We start from the raw sequence: 18,156 nt of genomic DNA, 5'->3' as shown, positions 1-18,156 counted from the left end.
TCAGTTGATACTCACCTCAACCGCATCCTCGCCATAAATGGTTTTAAACCATTGCTCATCAATATCGTCCGGAGCGCCCTGATAGACAATGCGTCCACCCTTTAAGGCGATCACCCGGCTGGCATAGGTGCGAACCAGGGATAAAAAGTGCAGGTTGCAAATCACTGTTACGCCCAGCTCCTGATTAATTTTTTGCAGGTACTTCATTACGGAGTGCGATGTGGAAGGGTCTAAGCTGGCAACCGGCTCATCGGCCAGCAGAATCTTCGGGTTTTGCATCAGGGCACGCGCTATGGCAACACGCTGTTGCTGGCCGCCGGATAAATTATCGGCCCTGACATAAGCTTTGTGCTCCAGACCCACGATTTTCAGGTAATCCAGCGCCTGCTTTTTTTGCGCCTCGCTGTAGAGTCCAAGCAAGGACTTCCAGACCGGAGTCACAGCCAGAGCACCGGCCAGCACATTGGTGAGCACCGTTTTGCGTGGGATCAGATTAAACTGTTGAAATATCATGCCAATACGACTGCGCTGCTGCCTTAGCTCTTTCCCTGCCATAGCAGTCAGCTGTTGCTGTTCAAAATAAAGCTCCCCGCTACTCACCGGGTGCAACTGATTGATGCAGCGTAGTAAGGTGGATTTACCAGAGCCGGACAGGCCAATGATGACCAGAAACTCGCCTTCCTCAACAGTAAAATTAACATCATGCAAGGCCTGAGTGCCGTTTGGGTAGGTTTTACTTAAATTGTTGCATTGAAGCAGCTGCATACAAACTCCTAGAGCAATAGCTGATTGGTATCCAGCTCAATGGCTCGGATCATGGCTCGTAATGGGTCATAATCGGCGTCGGTAGCATCAACCAGCCCCTCGACACTGTATATATTGCGGAAGATTTCCTGCCCCTGTTCAGTATCCAGAAAGCGTTTCACAGCGGCAATAAAGCGATCACGCACCTCTTCGGGCATGTCTTTGCGAAACACAAAGGGGTCGTTCGGGATTTTTTCTGTAATCGCCAGGATCCGTACCTGTTGCTCCACATCCGGGAATTGAGTCAATACCCGTTGCCGGGCATCACGAATACTGCCATCCGCTGCTGGTGCTGAATAGTACGCAGAGCCCGCATCCACTTGCCCTTGATACACCATGGTGATCACACTGTCGTGTTTCATCGCAAACGTTTCATTACCAAGCCTCACACCGGCATCACGCAGCATTTTGAGTGGAAAAAAATAGCCAGAAGTAGAGGCCGGATCGGTAAACGCAAAGCGCTTTCCGGCTAAGTCTTGCAAGGACTCAATGCCGCTATCGTAACGCACCACGATTTGCCCCTGATAGTAGTCGACACCATGACGGATCATTTTTAAATGCGCTCTGGCACCATAGCGTTCGTGCGCCATCAGATAACCAAAGGAGTTCATCGCGCCAATATCGGCCCTGCCAGAACCGAAAGCTTCAACCACGGCGATGTAGCTGGTTGGGATACCGGTGACGTAATAATCGCCGGTCTCCTGCTCCAAAAAGCGAATAAACTCACGCGAATTGGTGGCAATGGTGTCTGCATCGACCGATGGGGTAAAGTACAACCGTACCGGATTGTCCCGGCTGCCCAGCTCTCCTTTGGGCTGGCAGCCTGCCAGCACCAGCATCGTACTTAACCAGAACAAAGTAAGCAGCATCCTGCCCATGAACCCAGCTTGCATACAACTCATCCCTTTTTTATCCGTTTCGGCCCCTGTTGTAACAAGACAATATGACCAACAGATGACATTGCTGTCATCATACTGTCGCAATCGGGCTTAAAAATGGCCCTGCTCTGCTCGATCCACAGCAGGCTTTCACGTAAGATAAATGCAGCACAACAAAGGGAGTTGCTATGACAAATCCATGGCTGGCGAGACGTTCAGCGCAAACGGTACAACGGCAGCATGATCAGCGCACCCCATGGCAGCGGGATCGGGCCAGGATCCTGCATTCTGCTGCCTTTCGTCGTTTGCAGGCTAAAACCCAGATCATGGGGGTTGGCCAGAATGACTTTTACCGCACCCGCCTGACCCACTCGCTCGAAGCGGCTCAGATAGGCACCGGCCTGGTGAATCAGCTGAAGCGTCGTTACGCCGACCAGGCTGAGCTGGCGGCAGAGCTGCCCGATGACAGCCTGATCGAGGCCCTTTGCCTGGCGCACGACATTGGACACCCCCCCTTTGGCCATGGCGGTGAAACAGCCCTGAACTACAAAATGCTGCATGCCGGCGGCTTTGAGGGCAATGGCCAGACCTTTCGCATTGTCAGCAAGCTTGAGCCCTACACCGAGCACCACGGCATGGATCTGACCCGCCGCACTCTGCTTGGACTGCTAAAGTACCCGGTGTTGCCACCCAAGGAGCTGGGTGACAATCAGCAGCTGGCACCTCTGAGCCTGGCGCCGTGGAAAGCGGTGAAATCGGTGTTTCATGAAGATGCCGATGTGCTTGACTGGGTGTTGGCGCCGCTAAGCGCGTCGGATCGGACGCTGTTTCAGCACACCGAATCCTTGCCACAAAGCCCCTGGCAAAAATCCTGCTGCAAATCCCTCGACGCATCCATTATGGAGTTGGCCGATGACATTGCTTATGGCGTGCACGATCTTGAAGACGCCATCGTCACCGGCTATGTCCGCCAGGAGCAGTGGCAGCAGCAGATACCCGCTGCCATGGCCGAACTGGAGCCGCCGATGCAGCAACTGATGCAGCAGGTCTCAAACGATCTGTTTCATCCTGAGCATCACCGGCGTAAAAATGCCATCGGCGCACTGGTCAATGCCTTTATTACCTCGGCCAGCTTGCATCAAAGCCTGCCGGATGCCAGCGAGCCACAAATCCGGCTCAATGCCTGCTTGCCCACCGCCGAACAAGCGGTGCTGGATTTGTTAAAGCAGTTTGTGTTTCAGCATGTGATCAGCCAGCCGGATATTCAGCAAGCACGTTTTCGCTGCCAGAATATGCTGCTGCGGATGTTTGATGCGTTTGCCTCCGACCCGACACGCTTGCTGCCGACCAATACCCAGTTGCGCTGGCGTCAGGCCGAAGCCCAGGGCAAAGGGCTACGGGTGATTTGCGATTACTTGTCCGGCATGACCGATGAGTACGCCGAGGCCATGTACCAAAAACTCTTTGGAGCCTTATGAGATTACGAGTATTAGCCGGACCAACCGCTCTGGCCCATATTCAGCAGCATGGGCTGACGGCCGATGCCATTCATACCCTGGTTGGAGCCAGTGGTGGTCCCAAGTGGTTCAGTCTGTTTGGGCTGGATCAGTACCTGGTCGGTGAGTTTTTTAAAGACCGGCAACAGCCATTGCAGCTGCTGGGCAGCTCGGCTGGGGCCTGGCGTTTTGCCTGCTATGCCCAGCAGGATCCACTGGCGGCTAGCCAACGCTTTTGCCAGGCTTACTCCCAGCTGTGTTACCCGGCCAAAGCCAGCAGCCGTCAGGTCACCGACATTTCCATGACGGTCATCGATCAGGTGTTCCCAACCGAGCAGCACCTGCAGCAAGTGCTGGATAACCCGGTTTTTAAGCTGAACTTTACCGTGGCCAAGGCCAGGAAGTTAACCCGCTCTCGCCATAAGCTGGGCCAGTTGGCCGGTTTAAGCCTGACCGCTGCAGCCAATTTAGCCAGCAGGCGCCATCTGCGCTTTTTCTTTGAACGCTGCTTGTTTCATGCGCCCGACAGTCAACTTATCCAACAACCCCTGACCGACCTGCCCACCCGTACTGTGCCTCTGACCATGGCCAACCTAAAGGCAGCACTCACGGCCAGCGGCTCCATTCCAATGGTGTTGGATGCGGTTGAAGATATCCCAGGTGCCGGGCCCGGTTTGTTTTACGATGGCGGTGTCACCGACTATCATTTTGACTGGCCCTTTGCCAGCCAGGGGCTGGTGCTTTACCCGCATTTTTATCCCCATGTGGCTGCCGGCTGGTTCGATAAGTCGCTGCCTTGGCGCCGGCGTTTTTCAGGCCATTACCACAATGTGGTGATGCTGTGCCCAAGTGATAGCTGGGTGGCGTCCTTGCCTGGGGGAAAAATCCCCGATCGCAACGACTTTAAACGGCCCGATCAGGCAAGAATACGCGATTGGCAGGAGGTCATTGCCCGCTCAGCCGAGCTGGCCGAGGACTTTAAAGCCGGTCGCTACCGACTGGAAGCTTTGTATTAGAGCCAGGGTTCTTTCCAGCAAATCACCAGCGAATTTATTGGTCAAAAAATGCCCGGCAATCATGCCGGGCATTTTTAAGCTCAGATAAGCCATCAACACTAGGGGGCGTCTGGGCTCAGCTCGGTAATGCTAAAGCGGCTTGGCACCACATCCAGCAGCACAAAGGCAGCACTGCTGTTGTCCTTCATGCCATCCAGATACTGCCAGTAGCCCTGAGTCCGCTCATCCTGGCGAAAACGCAGGGTAAAGCCCAAGCCATCGCCTTGATGAAAGTAACTGACCACTTCGCTGGCAGCTTTGTTGTCCACCAAATCAAAACCTATCAGATCTTTTAACCGGCTGTTGCGGCTAAAGACACCCGACACCACCACAGGTTCCGGGATGTTCAGGTACTCCTGACCAATGGTGGCCGACTTGGCTGGATGCGGGGTAAAGCGGTGCTCGCCGACATGGTAGCGATCGCCGCCCTGAATAAAGCTAATGCGCACATTTTCAATGTGATAGCCATGCGGGTTGTTGATTTTGTTGGCGTCACGGACATCAATGATGGTGACACCGCCATAGCCTAAAGCTTCGATTTCGTGACGCTGTGGGTAGTACACCAGAGCAGCATCTTCATCGATGCCATAACCAACCGGGAAGCTGTCCCGGTGCTGCTGCACCGCCACCAACAAGCGGCCAAAGCGGGATTTGCGATCAAAGTGCTGATCGATGATGCCATCTTTAAAAAAGCTCAGCCCCTGGCGCAGGATCAAAGGGCCAACTTCCTGATCCTGCATACCATCGTAGCGCTCACGCTTGGGCGCGGTCAGCGCGTGCCAGGAATCGCCACCGGCAATCATCACCTCACTCATGATGGCTGCGCCAGCACTGGTGCCAGCCACTACCCCACCTCGCTGATACAGCGCCTGCACCGCTTTAAACACCGGTGTCGCTTTGCCATCCGGGCGCAGGGTGCGAATGATGTTGGTCTGATCGCCCCCTAAAAACCAGACTGCCGTGTAATTGTCCAGTTTGGCCGCCAGGGCTTTGTCATGACCGCCTTTGGCCCAGGTACTTTCATCCTGATCGGGCGTGCTACGATCGTTATTGACCGCAATGGGCAACAAGGTTACCTGGTCCTGGGTCAGGCCATAATGCACCATGTCGTCACGGAACTGGTTAAAGTAGCGAACCGGCTGATTGCTGGCGGCGGGGATCACCGCGATGCGCGCCTGAATGGGCCCGCCGGCAAGCTCGATAAAACGTTGATAAACGGCGGCGTTCGAGGTACTGAGCGAGCCACCAACCATCACCAAAGCACCCTGTTCAGTGGGCCTTGGGTCGGGATCTTTTTTTGAACAGCCACCGATAGCCAGACAGGCCATCAGCACAAGGATGGGATACTTCACGTTTTGTTGCTCCATTGTTATCTTTCTACTCAATTGCTATTTTTATGGTCAAACGCCCTGTTGCTTTTATTATCGGGCGCAGCTTTGCTGCCGAGCAAGTGTAGCAAAAAAAGTCCGGGCTACAAATACGAGCAGCCTGAGCCAACGGTGTTAACCACGCTGCTGCCGCACAGCATCAATGCCTTCGCACAATTGGCTGGCCCCTTCCAGACTGCGGCGGGTAAAGCGGTACATCAAATCGGCATCCACCGCCAGATAGTGCCCCTTTCGCACGGCAGTCAGGCTGGAAAACTGACGCCATTGGCTGGCCTGAACCGGTGCAGCACCACGACTGGGCTGAATAATCAGCTCCACATCGGCCAACAGCAATTGCTCCGGTCCAATTTGCGGGTAATCGTTGCGATTGGTTGCAAAAGGATTCTCGGCACCGCAAAGCTCCAGCATCAGCTGTGGCCAGGCATGATTGGCTACGGTCGATAACGGCTGCTGCGACATGGCAAAGAACACCCGCACCGGTGCTTGCTGCTGGTACTGCTGTCGTAAAGCGGCCAGCCTTTGCTCAAAATCACGGGCCCGCGCTTCCGCTTGCTGCTGCCGACCGGTCAGCTCTCCCAGCCAGCGCAGCTCGCTCGCAATGTCATCAAGCTTGAGCGGATCGGAATACTGTACCTTGATGCCCAGCTGCTCCAATCGCTGCAAATCTGCCTGAGGGTTGCCGGTACGCCAGGCAATCACCAAATCCGGCTGCAATGCCAGCACAGCTTCCAGCTGGATCTGGGCGTAATTGGCGACACTGGGCAGTTGACGGGCAGCCTTGGGGTAATCGCTGAAATCACTGACCGCCACCAGCTGAGCTTCGGCACCAATATCAAACAGCAACTCGGTAATGTGCGGCGCCAGTGCCACAATGCGCTCTGGCACTTCGGCACGCAATGGCGCTGCCAGCAACAGCAGCCATAATAAACTGAAACAGCGTACAGGCATCACCAGTCCAGCCCTTGTTGGGCACGAATGCCAGCATCAAAGGCATGCTTGACTGACTGTACCTCACTGACGGTATCGGCCAGCTCCAACAAACGACGATGGCAATTGCGCCCAGTAACCACCAGGTGCTGACCCGGTGGGCGCTTGCGGATGCAATCCAGCACATCATCCAGATCCAGGTAGTGGTAACTCAGCATATAAGTCAGCTCATCGAGCAACACCAAGTCAATGCTGCTATCGGCCAAAAAAGCTTTGGCTTGTTGCCAGACCGCTTCGGCAGCGGCAATGTCGGCTGCTTTATCCTGGGTATCCCAGGTAAAGCCAGTGGCCATCACCGCAAAGGGTACGCCATGTTGCTGCAATAAATTGCGCTCACCACAGGCCCACTCTCCCTTGATAAACTGGGCCACGGCCGCTTTGTAGCCATGGCCCACAGCACGTGCCACGGTGCCAAAACCGGCTGTGGACTTGCCCTTGCCATTGCCGGTCAGCACCAGCAGGATGCCTTTGTCGATGGTGGCGGCGGCAACGGCTTTATCCACCTGGGATTTGAGCTGTTGCTGGCGTTGTTGATGTCGTTTTGCTTTGTAGTCGTCGGTCATAGTCAGCCTGGTTGTTGTCGCCGCAACAGCAGCAAGAAGAAGACGCTGCCCAGCATGGAGGTAATAATGCCCAAAGGGATTTCCTGTTGCAGCAGCAAACTACGGGCGAAGTTATCCACCCAGATTAAAAAGATGCCCCCCACCAAAGCAGAGCCCAGCAATAAAGGCAGCAAGGTCACTCCAAACCACTGCCGTACCAGGTGCGGGATCATCAAGCCCACAAAGGCGATACCGCCGCATTGCGCCACAATAAAGGCAGTGACAGCCGAAGTAGCCAGCAAAAACAATAAACGGACCTTATCCACCGCCACACCCAGGGTGCGGGCGCTTTCATCGTGCAGCAACATGGCATCGAGTTGACGGCGAAACCCCAGAGCCAACAGCAACAGCAGCAGGACGGCAGGCGCGACGATGGCAACCCCTTGCCAGTCGCTGCGGCTTAAACTGCCCATCAACCAGAAAATGACCCGGTTGGCGGCAAAAGGCTCGGCAAAATACAGAATAAAGCTGCTGATGGCGCTGAGCATAAAGGACACAGCCACCCCGGCCAGCAACATGATCTGCAATTGCTGCCAGCCATGCCGGATGCACACCAATACCACCAACAGCACCGCCAGGCTGGCCCCGGCAAAAGCCGACAGCGCCAGCGGCAGCTGTTGCTCCGGAAAGACAATCATCGCCAGACTGGCGCCAAGCCCGGCGCCGGCTGTCAAACCAAACAGATAGGGATCGGCCAGCGGGTTACGGCTCATGTTTTGCAATAAAGCACCGCAAATCGCCAGACCAGCGCCGGCAAAAAATGCCATCGCAATACGGGGCAGACGAATTTGCCAGACAATGGTATCTAGAGTGGCATCGCCGGAAGCACTGGTTAGCAGCTGCCAAAGCTGTGCATAGGATATCGATGCACTGCCCAGGCGAATGCTCATCAGCAAGGTGATCAGCAGCAGCAGCGCCGCCAACAGCCAACGTAGCGGATGCCCCTTGCTCATGGTGTCTCCTGCCTTGGGCTGGCGTGAAAATGAATCACAGCCTGAGGTAAATCCGGATGCGACAGCATGGTGCACGGCTGCTGAAAAACCTTGCTCAATCGCTCCGCGGTCAATACCTCTTTGACCGCGCCAAAAGCCTGCACCTTGCCTTGATCCAACAACAGAATATCGTCGCAATAACTGGCTGCCAGGTTTAAATCGTGCAAGCAGCAAACCACTGTCAGTTGCAGCTGACGGATCAGTTGCAATATCTGGTGCTGGTAATGCACATCCAGATGGTTGGTGGGCTCATCCAGCAATAGAATACGGGCATTTTGCACCAGAGCCCGGGCAATGTAAGCGCGCTGCAGCTCACCACCTGACAGGGCCTCCAGTTTGGTATGACGCAGCTCAAGCAAACCGGTTTTTTCCAGTGCCAACTGCAACTGTTGGCGATCCTGACTGGTGGTGGGGTCGAACCAGCGCTTGTGCGGCACCAGCCCCAGGATCACCAATTGCTCGGTAGTCAGGCTAAATACCGGTGACGGGCTTTGTACCACTACGGCCATCTGACGTGCCAGCTCAGTCCGGCTGTAACTGGCAAGATCCCGCTGGTGCAACAGCACCTGGCCACTGTCGGCGACCCGCTCGCCATAAAGCACACGCAGCAAAGTGCTCTTGCCAGCACCATTGGGGCCAACCACACCGAGCACCCGACCAGCCGGCAGTTGCCAGCTGACTTGGTCGAGCACGGAGCGACCACCCAGTTGCAAACTGACCTGCTGTAGCTGTAACACTGCTGACATCGGCTGCTCCGCCTGCCCCGAATAACAATCCTGATAAGTTGTCGGATTGTAACAGAAAAAATCTGGTTGCCCATTTCAAAACGCACAAAACCAGCCGAAGCTGGTTTTGTCAGGCTAAAAAGCGTATTAAAACTAGTTCAATACAGACAGCAGGGTCTCATCCAGACCTTCGGTGTTCAAGATCTGCACAATGGCCTGACAGTGATCGATGGTAAAATCATTGTCTTCGATTTGCTCATTCAGCATGGCACGACGCCGCAGCACGATGCCGGATAACACGGCGGAGTCAAAATCATTGGACGCTTCAATTCGTTGTTGCAATTTCTCAAGCCAGGGATAAAGCTGCGCTTCGGCCTGATACGCCGATTGCCGTACCGCCGGGTGGAAATCTTGACACGCATTGAGGTTTAACAAATAAAAATTAAGGTAGCCTGCCACCGTCAGCAACCGATAATCTTTGGTCGATGCCTGTAGCTGCCAGGAGCTGGCCGCCATAGCGGCAAACACTGTTGCGATGAGCCATTTGTTCATTGCTTTTCTTCCCTTACTGAATGCTCTTAGTTCAATCTAAACAGAAATCCTGATTTTTTCAATCTATCCGGTTAAATAACCGCCTTTTTTCTCCGAGCCCTGATTGCCCTTCTGAAGAATGATGCAGTTGTTAAATTTTAACTACGAAACAACAACAAAAAGCGACCAGTAGGCTTTCTCTAATTCAACCACTTGGCTACTATTGCTGCGAATGAAATTCAAGGCAAACATAAAAAAACATATTCATTCACAAAATCAAAATAACAACAAACCGGAGGAACTCATGCATTTTAAATACAGTGGAGCCTTTCTAGCATTGGCAACAATCCTCGCCATTCCGCTGGCAGGCCATGCGCAAGAAAGCAATCAGGCAACTGAGCTGGAGCGTATTCAGGTAACCGGCAGCCGGATCCGACAATCGGAGCTGGAAGGTCAAAACCCGGTGCAGGTACTCGACAGAGATTACATTGATCGCTCAGGAATGAGCTCAATTGGCGACTTGCTGCAATCCATTACTGCTTCGGGCTCTGCCTTAAACACCCGCTTTAATTCCAGTGGTAACTTTGGCTTCCCACCGGATGGCGGTGGTGTTGGCGCTGGCGCATCAACGGTTGACCTGCGTCACCTCGGCACACAGCGGGTCTTAGTACTGGTGGATGGACTTCGCTGGGTCAACGAAAGCTCGGCTTCTGGTGTTGGCGGTGTGGTTGATTTAAATACCATCCCAATGGCCATCGTGGATCGGATTGAAGTATTGGAAGACGGCGCCTCGTCCATTTACGGCTCTGATGCCATTGCCGGGGTCGTGAACATCATCACCAAACGCGCTCAGGATGGTGCAAGCCTCAGTAGCCGTTATGGTCAATTTACCCGTGGCGATGGTGAACAAAGCCAGATTGAGCTGAGCTTTGGTGGTGAGTCGGGCCGTCACAGCTATTTTATTGCCGCCAGCTTCTTTGACCAAAAAGCAGTGGCATCCAACCGCCGGGATCAATCCAGTCTGCCCTACCCCGGTACAGGCAATGCCCTGGGCAGTGCCGCCATTCCTGCCGGTTTGATTGACTTTATTGATCCCAATAGCGGACAGCGTCAGCTGCTGTTTCCTATCGGCCTCAACCCCGGTTACGATGGCAGTCTTAGTGGCTGTGAACGCAGTGACCAATTCAGCTGCTTTTCCAACGACGACCGCTTTAACTACGCCAATTACAACTTGTTGCAAACCCCAAACAAACGCAGCTCACTCTTTGCGCAGCAACATTACCAACTGACCGATAGTACCAGCTGGTATATGCGCGGCCTTTACAATCAGCGTAAAAGCACCAACCAGGCTGCTGCCGAACCTTTCTTTATTGGCACAGCAGTCCCCACCAACTTTTGGGCCGATACACTGACCATTGCTGCAGACAACCCCTACAACCCCTTTGGTTTTGATTTGGTGGCCGGAGGTGATGACCCGAACCTGCTGATGCTGGCATACCGGCCGCTGGAAGGTGGCGCCCGACGCTTCGAGCAAACCGTCGATACCTTTTATTTGGCGACTGGTTTAAGTGGGGACTTTAGCCGCGGCGATCGCTGGTTTAACTGGGATATCAATGCCGCCTACAGCACCAACCGCGCTTCACAGCTCAACTTTGGCAGCTACAACGCCAGACGAATGGCAACAGGACTTGGCCCGCTGGCCAATTGCGAAGCCGAAGCCGGTTGTGTTCCACTGAATGTATTTGGTCCGGGCGCTTTAACGCCTGAAATGCTTGCTTACATTCAACCTGTGGTGCGGGACAACAGTGAAAATACCCTGAATCTGTTTTCTGCCAACCTGACTGGCGATTTGTTGTCGCTACCGGCTGGCGAACTGGCCTTTGCCACCGGCTGGGAATACCGTAAATACCGGGGCAATTACCGGCCTGACAGCCTGACAGTCGCCGGTGAATACAACGGCGTGGTCTCATCCCCCACCTCCGGCAGCTACGATGTGCAGGAAGTCTACGCTGAACTCAGCATTCCTTTGCTACGCGATCTGAGCCTGGCAGAACAATTGGATCTCAGTCTGGCCAGCCGCTTCTCAGACTACTCGACCTTTGGCAGTGAGATCACCAGTAAGGCCGGTGTTCGCTGGCAACTCTCTTCAGAATTGCTGTTACGCGGCAGTTGGGCGGAAGGTTTCCGGGCTCCAAATATTGGCGAGCTGTTTGGTTCTGCCAGTGGCTTTGATGCCGTGCTGGATGACCCCTGCTCAGAGCCTTCGGATGCAAGTATCCAGGCCAATTGTTCCGCCCTGGGCGTTCCGGCTTCCTATGTCCAGCCCAATCCGCAAATTGGGGTAATTACTGGTGGTAATCGGGAGTTGCAGCCTGAGTCCTCCACCAGCCATAACCTGGGTTTTGTCTACAGCCCGGAGTTTGCCAGCCAGACCAGCTGGTCCGAACGGATGGACATCAGTATGAGCTGGTATCGTCATCAGCTCAAAGGAGCCATTCAGGCACTGGATGCGCAAACCCAACTGAACCTTTGCGTACAAAGCCTTAGCAATGATTTTTGTGGCGGTATTCAGCGCAATGCGTTAGGAGCCATCGATAACTTCAGCAACACCCTGACCAATATCGGAAAAATCGATACTTCAGGTGTTGACTTTGATGTCAGCTGGTTGCAACCGGCCACAGACATTGGTCAACTCAGCGTCAACTGGCGAACCACCATGATGAATTACCATCGGGTGTTTGATGCCAACAATGAGCGCCAACCCAGAACCGTTGGGGTTGAAGTGAACAACAGCGGCATCCCCCGTTTTAGCAGTAATTTGAATCTGGCCTTTGGCAATGACAGCATTCAGGCCAGCTGGACGCTGCGCTACCTGAGCGAACTGACCGAAAGCTGCGGACGGGCGGCCAGCTTCGCCGTCTGTCGCAACAATCCAGAAGAGGGCCAAAACCGTTTGGGCTCAGTGGTTTACCACGACCTGCAGCTTAGCTGGCAAACCGAGGCGTTGTTAAACGGCCTGCAATTGACGGTTGGCCTGAACAACTTGTTTGGCAAGGAGCCACCGATTTGTTTGTCCTGCACACTGAATGGCTATGATCCATCCAACTATGAAATGCCGGGTAGCCGTTTCTGGTACCTGCAAACCCGCCTTCAGTTTTAACCGCGCTGTGCCGGCAGACACCTTGCTGTCTGCCGGCTTTAAATCCGATCAAACACCGATCCCATGTCCGGGCTAAACAGCTTGTGGTACAAGCGAACCGCATGGTGATCGGTTAGGGTTGCCAGGTAATCGCAAATCACCCGATCTTTTTCTGCTGCCTCTTGATAGCGCGCCAGCACAGCCGGGGGTAACAAGCGCTTTGGATTATCACGCAACACCCGAAAAAGCTTCAGAATCAGTTGCTGCCCCTTGTACTCCAGGCTTTGCACTTCCGGGCTTTTAATCACCTGCTGGTAGACAAAGTCTTTCAATACCGCCAAGGTTTGCTTTGCCTGCACTGATATCTGAGCCTGATAATCCAGCAAAGGTGTTCTAAAGCGACCTTGAGCACGCACCGAAATTTCTGTCAGCATGGAATGCACCAACTTGCTGATGGCATGTTTACGCTCACAGCTGGATTCAGAAAACAGTTTGCGGCTGTAAAAATCGGCATTTTGGGCAATAACGTCATCGGCTGGCAGCCTGGCCAGCACCTGTTCGCGCCAGGCATGCTCAGTGACCAGCTTTAGCGCCAGCGCATCTTCCAAGTCATGCACCCCGTAGGCAATGTCATCGGCCAGCTCCATAATGGAGGTGTCCAGGCCCTGGTAACGGGCTTTGCGGTGGGAGCTTCCGTCTGTGCTGCTGCGAAATAGCTCCTGATCAGCTGCTGGCAAGGGCGCCAAAATCCAGTTCAGCACAGCCTCGTCTTCATCATGAATGCACTTGGGGGGCTTGAAGCTGTCGATATTGCTGGTTCCTTCGGCCAACTCAACCGGGTAACAGGCCACTTCGCGGTGCAGTACCGGGTATTTCAACACCCCCAACATGGTGCGCCGACTCAGGTCCAGTCCATGCTGCGGTGAGTATTCCCCTAAATGCGCCAGAATTCGCAAGGTTTGGCCATTGCCTTCAAAGCCACCCTGATCATGCATAAAATAGTTCAAAGCCACTTCACCGCCGTGACCAAAAGGCGGGTGCCCCAAGTCATGCGCCAGGCAAATGGCTTCAATCTGTCCCATACCGGGCAGCCAGCTGAGCAACTCTGTATTTTCCCGATAGCGCTGACGCAGCTTTTCGCAAATGCCAGAGCCCAGTTGCGCGACTTCGAGCGAGTGGGTAAGCCGGGTACGGTAAAAATCGTGCTCCCCCACCCCCAGCACCTGAGTTTTTGATTGCAAGCGACGAAACGCCTCGCTATGAATAATGCGAGCTCGGTCACGCTGCCCGGTGGCGTCGCCAGGGATGGCATCGTACGACGATTCATCATGTTGTGGCGGATGACTGCGCCGGCTTTCCCACATAACGGACTCCTTTGGTTGTTCTATATCCTACCACTGCGTGTCTGTGAAACAAACTAACCGCAGTGAGCGAACCACAGAACGCGTTTGCCCTTTTATTTCATCGCAGTTGGACTACAGTAGTTTCTACGGCAAATTAAAAATTTTGCCCTGAAAGATAGCGCCATTAACCCGGATTTCACCAGCATCTACTGCGTGTTTTTCATTAGAATAGCGGCATCACAGATCCAGCAGTCAGACCATAGGCTGCCACTGCACGACAAGGAGCCCACTATGCTTTTCCAAGGTGACCTGACCACAACTTGCCCTATCCGGCAAAAAATTCGCGACTTTTACCGCATTGATGAAAATGCAGTGATCGATCACATTCTGCCGCTGGCGGAAGTTGGCGTTACCGCCCGCAGCCGCGCCTGGGAGCGGGCCCGGCAAATTGTGCACAACATCCGCAAAGACCAGGATGGCCAGGGTGGCATTGATGCCTTGCTGAATGAGTTTTCGCTTTCAACCGAAGAAGGCGTGGTCTTGATGTGTCTGGCTGAAGCCTTGTTGCGGGTGCCCGATAAAAAAACTCAGGATCTGTTGATTCGCGACAAGCTGGCCAAAGGCGACTGGAGCTCCCACCTGGGCAGCAGTGACTCGCTTTTTGTCAATGCGTCGTCCTGGGGCTTGTTGATCACCGGCAAGATGGTCAATTACAGCGATAGCAGCAAAGCCAAACAGTTTGGGTTGTTGAAGAAAACCATGGGCCGTCTGGGCGAGCCGGTGATTCGAAAGTCTGTCAATTTCGCCATGAAAATCATGGGCAAGCAGTTTGTGATGGGCGAAACCATTGAAGACGCCATTGAACGCGCTGCCGATACCGAGCAAAAAGGCTACGTCTATTCCTACGACATGCTGGGTGAAGGTGCCCGCACCATGAAGGATGCCGACTTTTATTACCAAAGCTATCTGGATGCCACCCACGCCATAGGCAAGGCTGCCGGTGGCCGTGGCCCGATTAAAAGCCCGGGCATCTCGGTCAAACTGTCCGCCATTCACCCTCGCTACGAGTTTAGCCACCGCGAGCGGGTGATGAGCGAGTTGGTTCCCCGGTTAAAAGCCCTGGCTTTGGTTGCCAAAAGCTACGACATTGGTTTTACTGTGGATGCCGAAGAAGCCGACCGGCTGGATATCTCATTGGATGTGATTGAGGCCGTGTTCAGCGATCCAGAGCTGGGCGATTGGAACGGTTTTGGTCTGGCAGTGCAAGCCTACCAAAAGCGGGCCATTTTTGTCGTCGAATGGGTGACAGAGCTGGCGCGACGGGTTGGCCGCAAATTGATGGTGCGCCTGGTCAAAGGCGCTTACTGGGATACTGAAATTAAAACCACCCAACAGTTGGGTCTGTCCCACTTCCCGGTGTTCACCCGCAAAGCAACCACTGATGTTTCCTACAAAGCCTGCGCCATCAAGCTGCTGGAAGCCCGGGATGTGCTGTACCCGCAGTTTGCAACCCACAACGCTTACACAGCCGCCACCATTTTGGAAGTGGCTAAAGGCGACAACAACGGCTTTGAGTTCCAGCGCTTGCATGGGATGGGCGAGTCCTTGTTTGACCAAATCGTCACCCAGGAAAAAATCCAGTGCCGGGTCTACGCGCCGGTTGGTCAGCACGAAAACTTGCTGGCCTATCTGGTACGCCGTCTGCTGGAAAATGGCGCCAACTCCTCTTTTGTCAATGCCATTGTCGATACCAGCAAGCCGGTTGAGGCGCTGCTGCCGGATCCGGTCGAAACCTTGCAGGGCTTGCGCAACAAGCACAACAACCAAATCAAGATGCCGATTGATCTGTACGGTGATGAGCGCGCCAACTCCAAAGGCATGGACCTGACCGATATCAACGCCATCACGCCGTTCAAAGAAAATTTAGCCCGTTGGTTTGACAGCCATCGTCTCAGCGCCGATCAGGTACCTGCAGACGCCCAGGCGGTGAAAAACCCAGCCAACCACCAGGAGATCATTGGTGCCATTCGCTTGCAAAGTGCCGATGAGATGCAACAACTGCTGGACAATGCCGAGATGGCTTTCCAAAGCTGGTCGCAAACCCCGGTTTCCAGCCGGGCCGACTTGCTGCGTCGGATCGGTGATATTTTGGAGCGGCACCACGACGAACTGGTGGCCATTTGCATCAAAGAAGCCGGCAAAGTGGCGCAAGATGGCATTGACGAAGTGCGCGAAGCCGTCGACTTTTGCCGCTATTACGCTGCTCGCGCCGAAGAGTTGGCCACCGACGCCCGTTTTGAGCCCAGAGGCGTGGTGCTGTGCATCAGCCCCTGGAACTTCCCGCTGGCAATCTTCTTGGGTCAGGTGGTGGCTGCCATTGTTACCGGCAACACCGTCATTGCCAAGCCAGCCGAGCAAACCAGCCTGATTGCCCTGCGGACATTGGAGCTAATGCACACAGTCGGCATGCCGGACCATGTGGTTCAGGTGGTCATTGCCCGTGGCAGCGAGGTGGGCAAAACCATCGTGCCGGATCCGCGTGTTCAGGCCGTGATGTTCACCGGTTCAACCGAAACCGGCACCCTGATCTCACAAACCCTGGCGGCCCGCAGCGATGGCCAGGTGCCGCTGATTGCCGAAACCGGCGGCCAGAACTGCATGATCGTCGACTCCACTGCCCTGCCCGAGCAAGTGGTGGACGATGTGATTAGCTCTGGCTTCCAGAGTGCCGGTCAGCGCTGTTCTGCCTTGCGGGTGCTCTTTATTCAGGACGATGTCGCCGATGGCATCATTGCCATGTTGATTGGCGCCTTGAAAGAGCTGCATGTCGGGGACCCGTCCTTGCTGTCAACCGATGTTGGCCCGGTGATCGATGCCAAAGCGCTGAACAGCTTAAACGAGCACGTCGCCTATCTGGAAGGCAAAGCGCAGCTGCTGTATCAATGCCCGATCCCGGATAACGACGAAAATGGCGCTTACTTTTTCGCTCCCCGCCTGTACCAGATTGACAACCTGAACGTGCTGAAACGCGAAGTCTTTGGCCCTTGTGTCCACATCATACGTTACAAGGCCAATGAACTGGATGACGTCATCGATCAAATCAACGGCACCGGCTACGGTCTGACCATGGGCATTCATTCACGCATCGAAGACCGTTGCGAGTACCTGGCCCGGATGTCTCGCGCCGGCAATGTCTACATCAACCGCAACATGATTGGCGCCATTGTCGGTGTGCAGCCGTTCGGTGGCCGAGGTCTGTCTGGCACCGGCCCTAAAGCCGGGGGTCCCAACTACCTGAACCGTCTGGTCAAAGAAAAAGCATCGCCGGACAACATTCAGATGACCAGCCTGACGCCGGATGAGCTGGACTTGCACCACAGCCCAGAGGCCGATCAGCAAGTCGCTGAGCTGATGGCCAACTCACTGCGGGATGAAAAAGTCTGGCGGGCTACCCCGCTGAATGACCGGCTGTCAGCCATGCGGCAATTGCTGGCCAAAATCGCCACCGTCGACATCATCGACGAACTGGCCGATGATCTGGCGCAAACCCTGGCCGATGCCCGGGCGCAATTGATTCGGGTTGAAAAAACCATGCGCAAACACATCACCTTGCCAGGGCCAACGGGCGAGTCCAACACCCTGCACCTGGAGCCGCGGGGCTGTGTGGTCTGCTACGCCGATAAAAGCACGTCCTTTAATTTCTGGGCCATTTCCATCATCACTGCGCTGGCAGCGGGCAATACGGTGATTACCGTGGCATCAGAGCTTTTTTACGACGAAGCGCTGGCGTTTCGTGATAAGTTTATCGCGACCGGCGTAGCCCCTGGCGTGCTGCAAGTCGCCCGGCCCAATCAGTTGCAAGCCATTCTGGAGCATCCGCACCTGGCCGGCGCTGTGGTGGCAGCACACTCATCGCGCCTGGGTTACTTTAGCCAGCAACTGGCCGAGCGTAAGGGAGCCATTTTGCCGGTGATTACAGCCGAGTATTACGACACTCTGTTAAAACGGCTGGTGACTGAAAAAACCATCAGCATTGACACCACAGCGTCCGGTGGCAATACCTCCCTGATGACTCTGGCTGAAGATGATGAGTAATCGCTGCCACTAAAGCCCGTTTTTATGCGGCCAGTGACCTGCTGGCCGCATCGCTTTTACCTCGGGTTATCCTGTACACTCATTTGCTAACCAAATCACAATAACAATCACCAAGGAGCCT

13 protein-coding genes are annotated in these 18,156 nt (G+C 54.5%); 4 read left to right on the top strand and 9 right to left on the bottom strand.

Going from position 1 to position 18,156, the window contains the following annotated elements; genetic code table 11:
• Complete coding sequence (gene phnC, locus Q3O59_RS06205; protein ID WP_305944746.1) at window positions 1-765, bottom strand: phosphonate ABC transporter ATP-binding protein; 765 nt, start codon at window positions 763-765, stop codon at window positions 1-3.
• An 8-nt stretch (window positions 766-773) separates the two neighbouring features.
• On the bottom strand, window positions 774-1,697 hold the full coding sequence (locus Q3O59_RS06200; RefSeq protein WP_305944745.1) for a phosphate/phosphite/phosphonate ABC transporter substrate-binding protein: 924 nt from the start codon (window positions 1,695-1,697) through the stop codon (window positions 774-776).
• A gap of 173 nt (window positions 1,698-1,870) precedes the next feature.
• On the opposite strand from Q3O59_RS06200, the gene Q3O59_RS06195 reads away from it, so the two are divergent.
• Together Q3O59_RS06195 and Q3O59_RS06190 are read left to right on the top strand one after the other, a co-directional pair.
• The gene (locus Q3O59_RS06195) at window positions 1,871-3,160 is read left to right on the top strand and encodes an anti-phage deoxyguanosine triphosphatase (protein WP_305944744.1); all 1,290 of its coding nucleotides are present in this window, start codon (window positions 1,871-1,873) and stop codon (window positions 3,158-3,160) included.
• On the top strand, window positions 3,157-4,194 hold the full coding sequence (locus tag Q3O59_RS06190; protein ID WP_305944743.1) for a patatin-like phospholipase family protein: 1,038 nt from the start codon (window positions 3,157-3,159) through the stop codon (window positions 4,192-4,194). Before Q3O59_RS06195 ends, Q3O59_RS06190 begins: the two co-directional genes overlap by 4 nt.
• A 98-nt stretch (window positions 4,195-4,292) precedes the next feature.
• On the opposite strand, the gene Q3O59_RS06185 is transcribed toward Q3O59_RS06190, so the two are convergent.
• The 6 genes from Q3O59_RS06185 to Q3O59_RS06160 all read right to left on the bottom strand — a co-directional run bounded on the left by Q3O59_RS06185 (window position 4,293) and on the right by Q3O59_RS06160 (window position 9,479).
• Window positions 4,293-5,585, bottom strand: coding sequence for a cyanophycinase (locus Q3O59_RS06185; protein ID WP_305944742.1), 1,293 nt, complete (start codon window positions 5,583-5,585; stop codon window positions 4,293-4,295).
• Between the two features lie 150 nt (window positions 5,586-5,735).
• The gene (locus tag Q3O59_RS06180) at window positions 5,736-6,569 is read right to left on the bottom strand and encodes a cobalamin-binding protein (protein ID WP_305944741.1); all 834 of its coding nucleotides are present in this window, start codon (window positions 6,567-6,569) and stop codon (window positions 5,736-5,738) included.
• Complete coding sequence (cobO, locus tag Q3O59_RS06175; RefSeq protein ID WP_305944740.1) at window positions 6,569-7,171, bottom strand: cob(I)yrinic acid a,c-diamide adenosyltransferase; 603 nt, start codon at window positions 7,169-7,171, stop codon at window positions 6,569-6,571. Before cobO ends, Q3O59_RS06180 begins: the two co-directional genes overlap by 1 nt.
• Window positions 7,172-7,173: 2 nt before the next feature.
• Window positions 7,174-8,163 carry a FecCD family ABC transporter permease gene (locus tag Q3O59_RS06170; RefSeq protein ID WP_305944739.1) on the bottom strand — a complete coding sequence of 330 codons (990 nt, stop codon included), beginning with the start codon at window positions 8,161-8,163 and terminating at the stop codon, window positions 7,174-7,176.
• Window positions 8,160-8,948, bottom strand: a complete 789-nt coding sequence (locus Q3O59_RS06165; RefSeq protein WP_305944738.1) for an ABC transporter ATP-binding protein — start codon at window positions 8,946-8,948, stop codon at window positions 8,160-8,162. The genes Q3O59_RS06170 and Q3O59_RS06165 overlap by 4 nt, the downstream gene beginning before the upstream one ends.
• Window positions 8,949-9,080: 132 nt before the next feature.
• The gene (locus tag Q3O59_RS06160) at window positions 9,081-9,479 is read right to left on the bottom strand and encodes a hypothetical protein (protein WP_305944737.1); all 399 of its coding nucleotides are present in this window, start codon (window positions 9,477-9,479) and stop codon (window positions 9,081-9,083) included.
• A 283-nt stretch (window positions 9,480-9,762) separates the two neighbouring features.
• Between Q3O59_RS06160 and Q3O59_RS06155 the strand changes: the two genes are divergently transcribed.
• Window positions 9,763-12,618 carry a TonB-dependent receptor plug domain-containing protein gene (locus Q3O59_RS06155; protein WP_305944736.1) on the top strand — a complete coding sequence of 952 codons (2,856 nt, stop codon included), beginning with the start codon at window positions 9,763-9,765 and terminating at the stop codon, window positions 12,616-12,618.
• A 38-nt stretch (window positions 12,619-12,656) separates the two neighbouring features.
• Here Q3O59_RS06155 and Q3O59_RS06150 read toward each other — a convergent pair whose 3' ends face one another.
• Window positions 12,657-13,961, bottom strand: coding sequence for an anti-phage deoxyguanosine triphosphatase (locus Q3O59_RS06150; protein WP_305944735.1), 1,305 nt, complete (start codon window positions 13,959-13,961; stop codon window positions 12,657-12,659).
• Window positions 13,962-14,231: 270 nt separating this feature from the next.
• Between Q3O59_RS06150 and putA the strand changes: the two genes are divergently transcribed.
• The gene (gene putA, locus Q3O59_RS06145) at window positions 14,232-18,035 is read left to right on the top strand and encodes a bifunctional proline dehydrogenase/L-glutamate gamma-semialdehyde dehydrogenase PutA (RefSeq protein WP_305944734.1); all 3,804 of its coding nucleotides are present in this window, start codon (window positions 14,232-14,234) and stop codon (window positions 18,033-18,035) included.
• Window positions 18,036-18,156 lie beyond the last annotated feature (121 nt).

The organism is Alkalimonas delamerensis (assembly GCF_030717955.1).
GTDB lineage: Bacteria > Pseudomonadota > Gammaproteobacteria > Enterobacterales > Alteromonadaceae > Alkalimonas > Alkalimonas delamerensis.
Note: the sequence above shows the minus strand (reverse complement) of the source record. Positions and strands in the feature narration are given on the sequence as shown.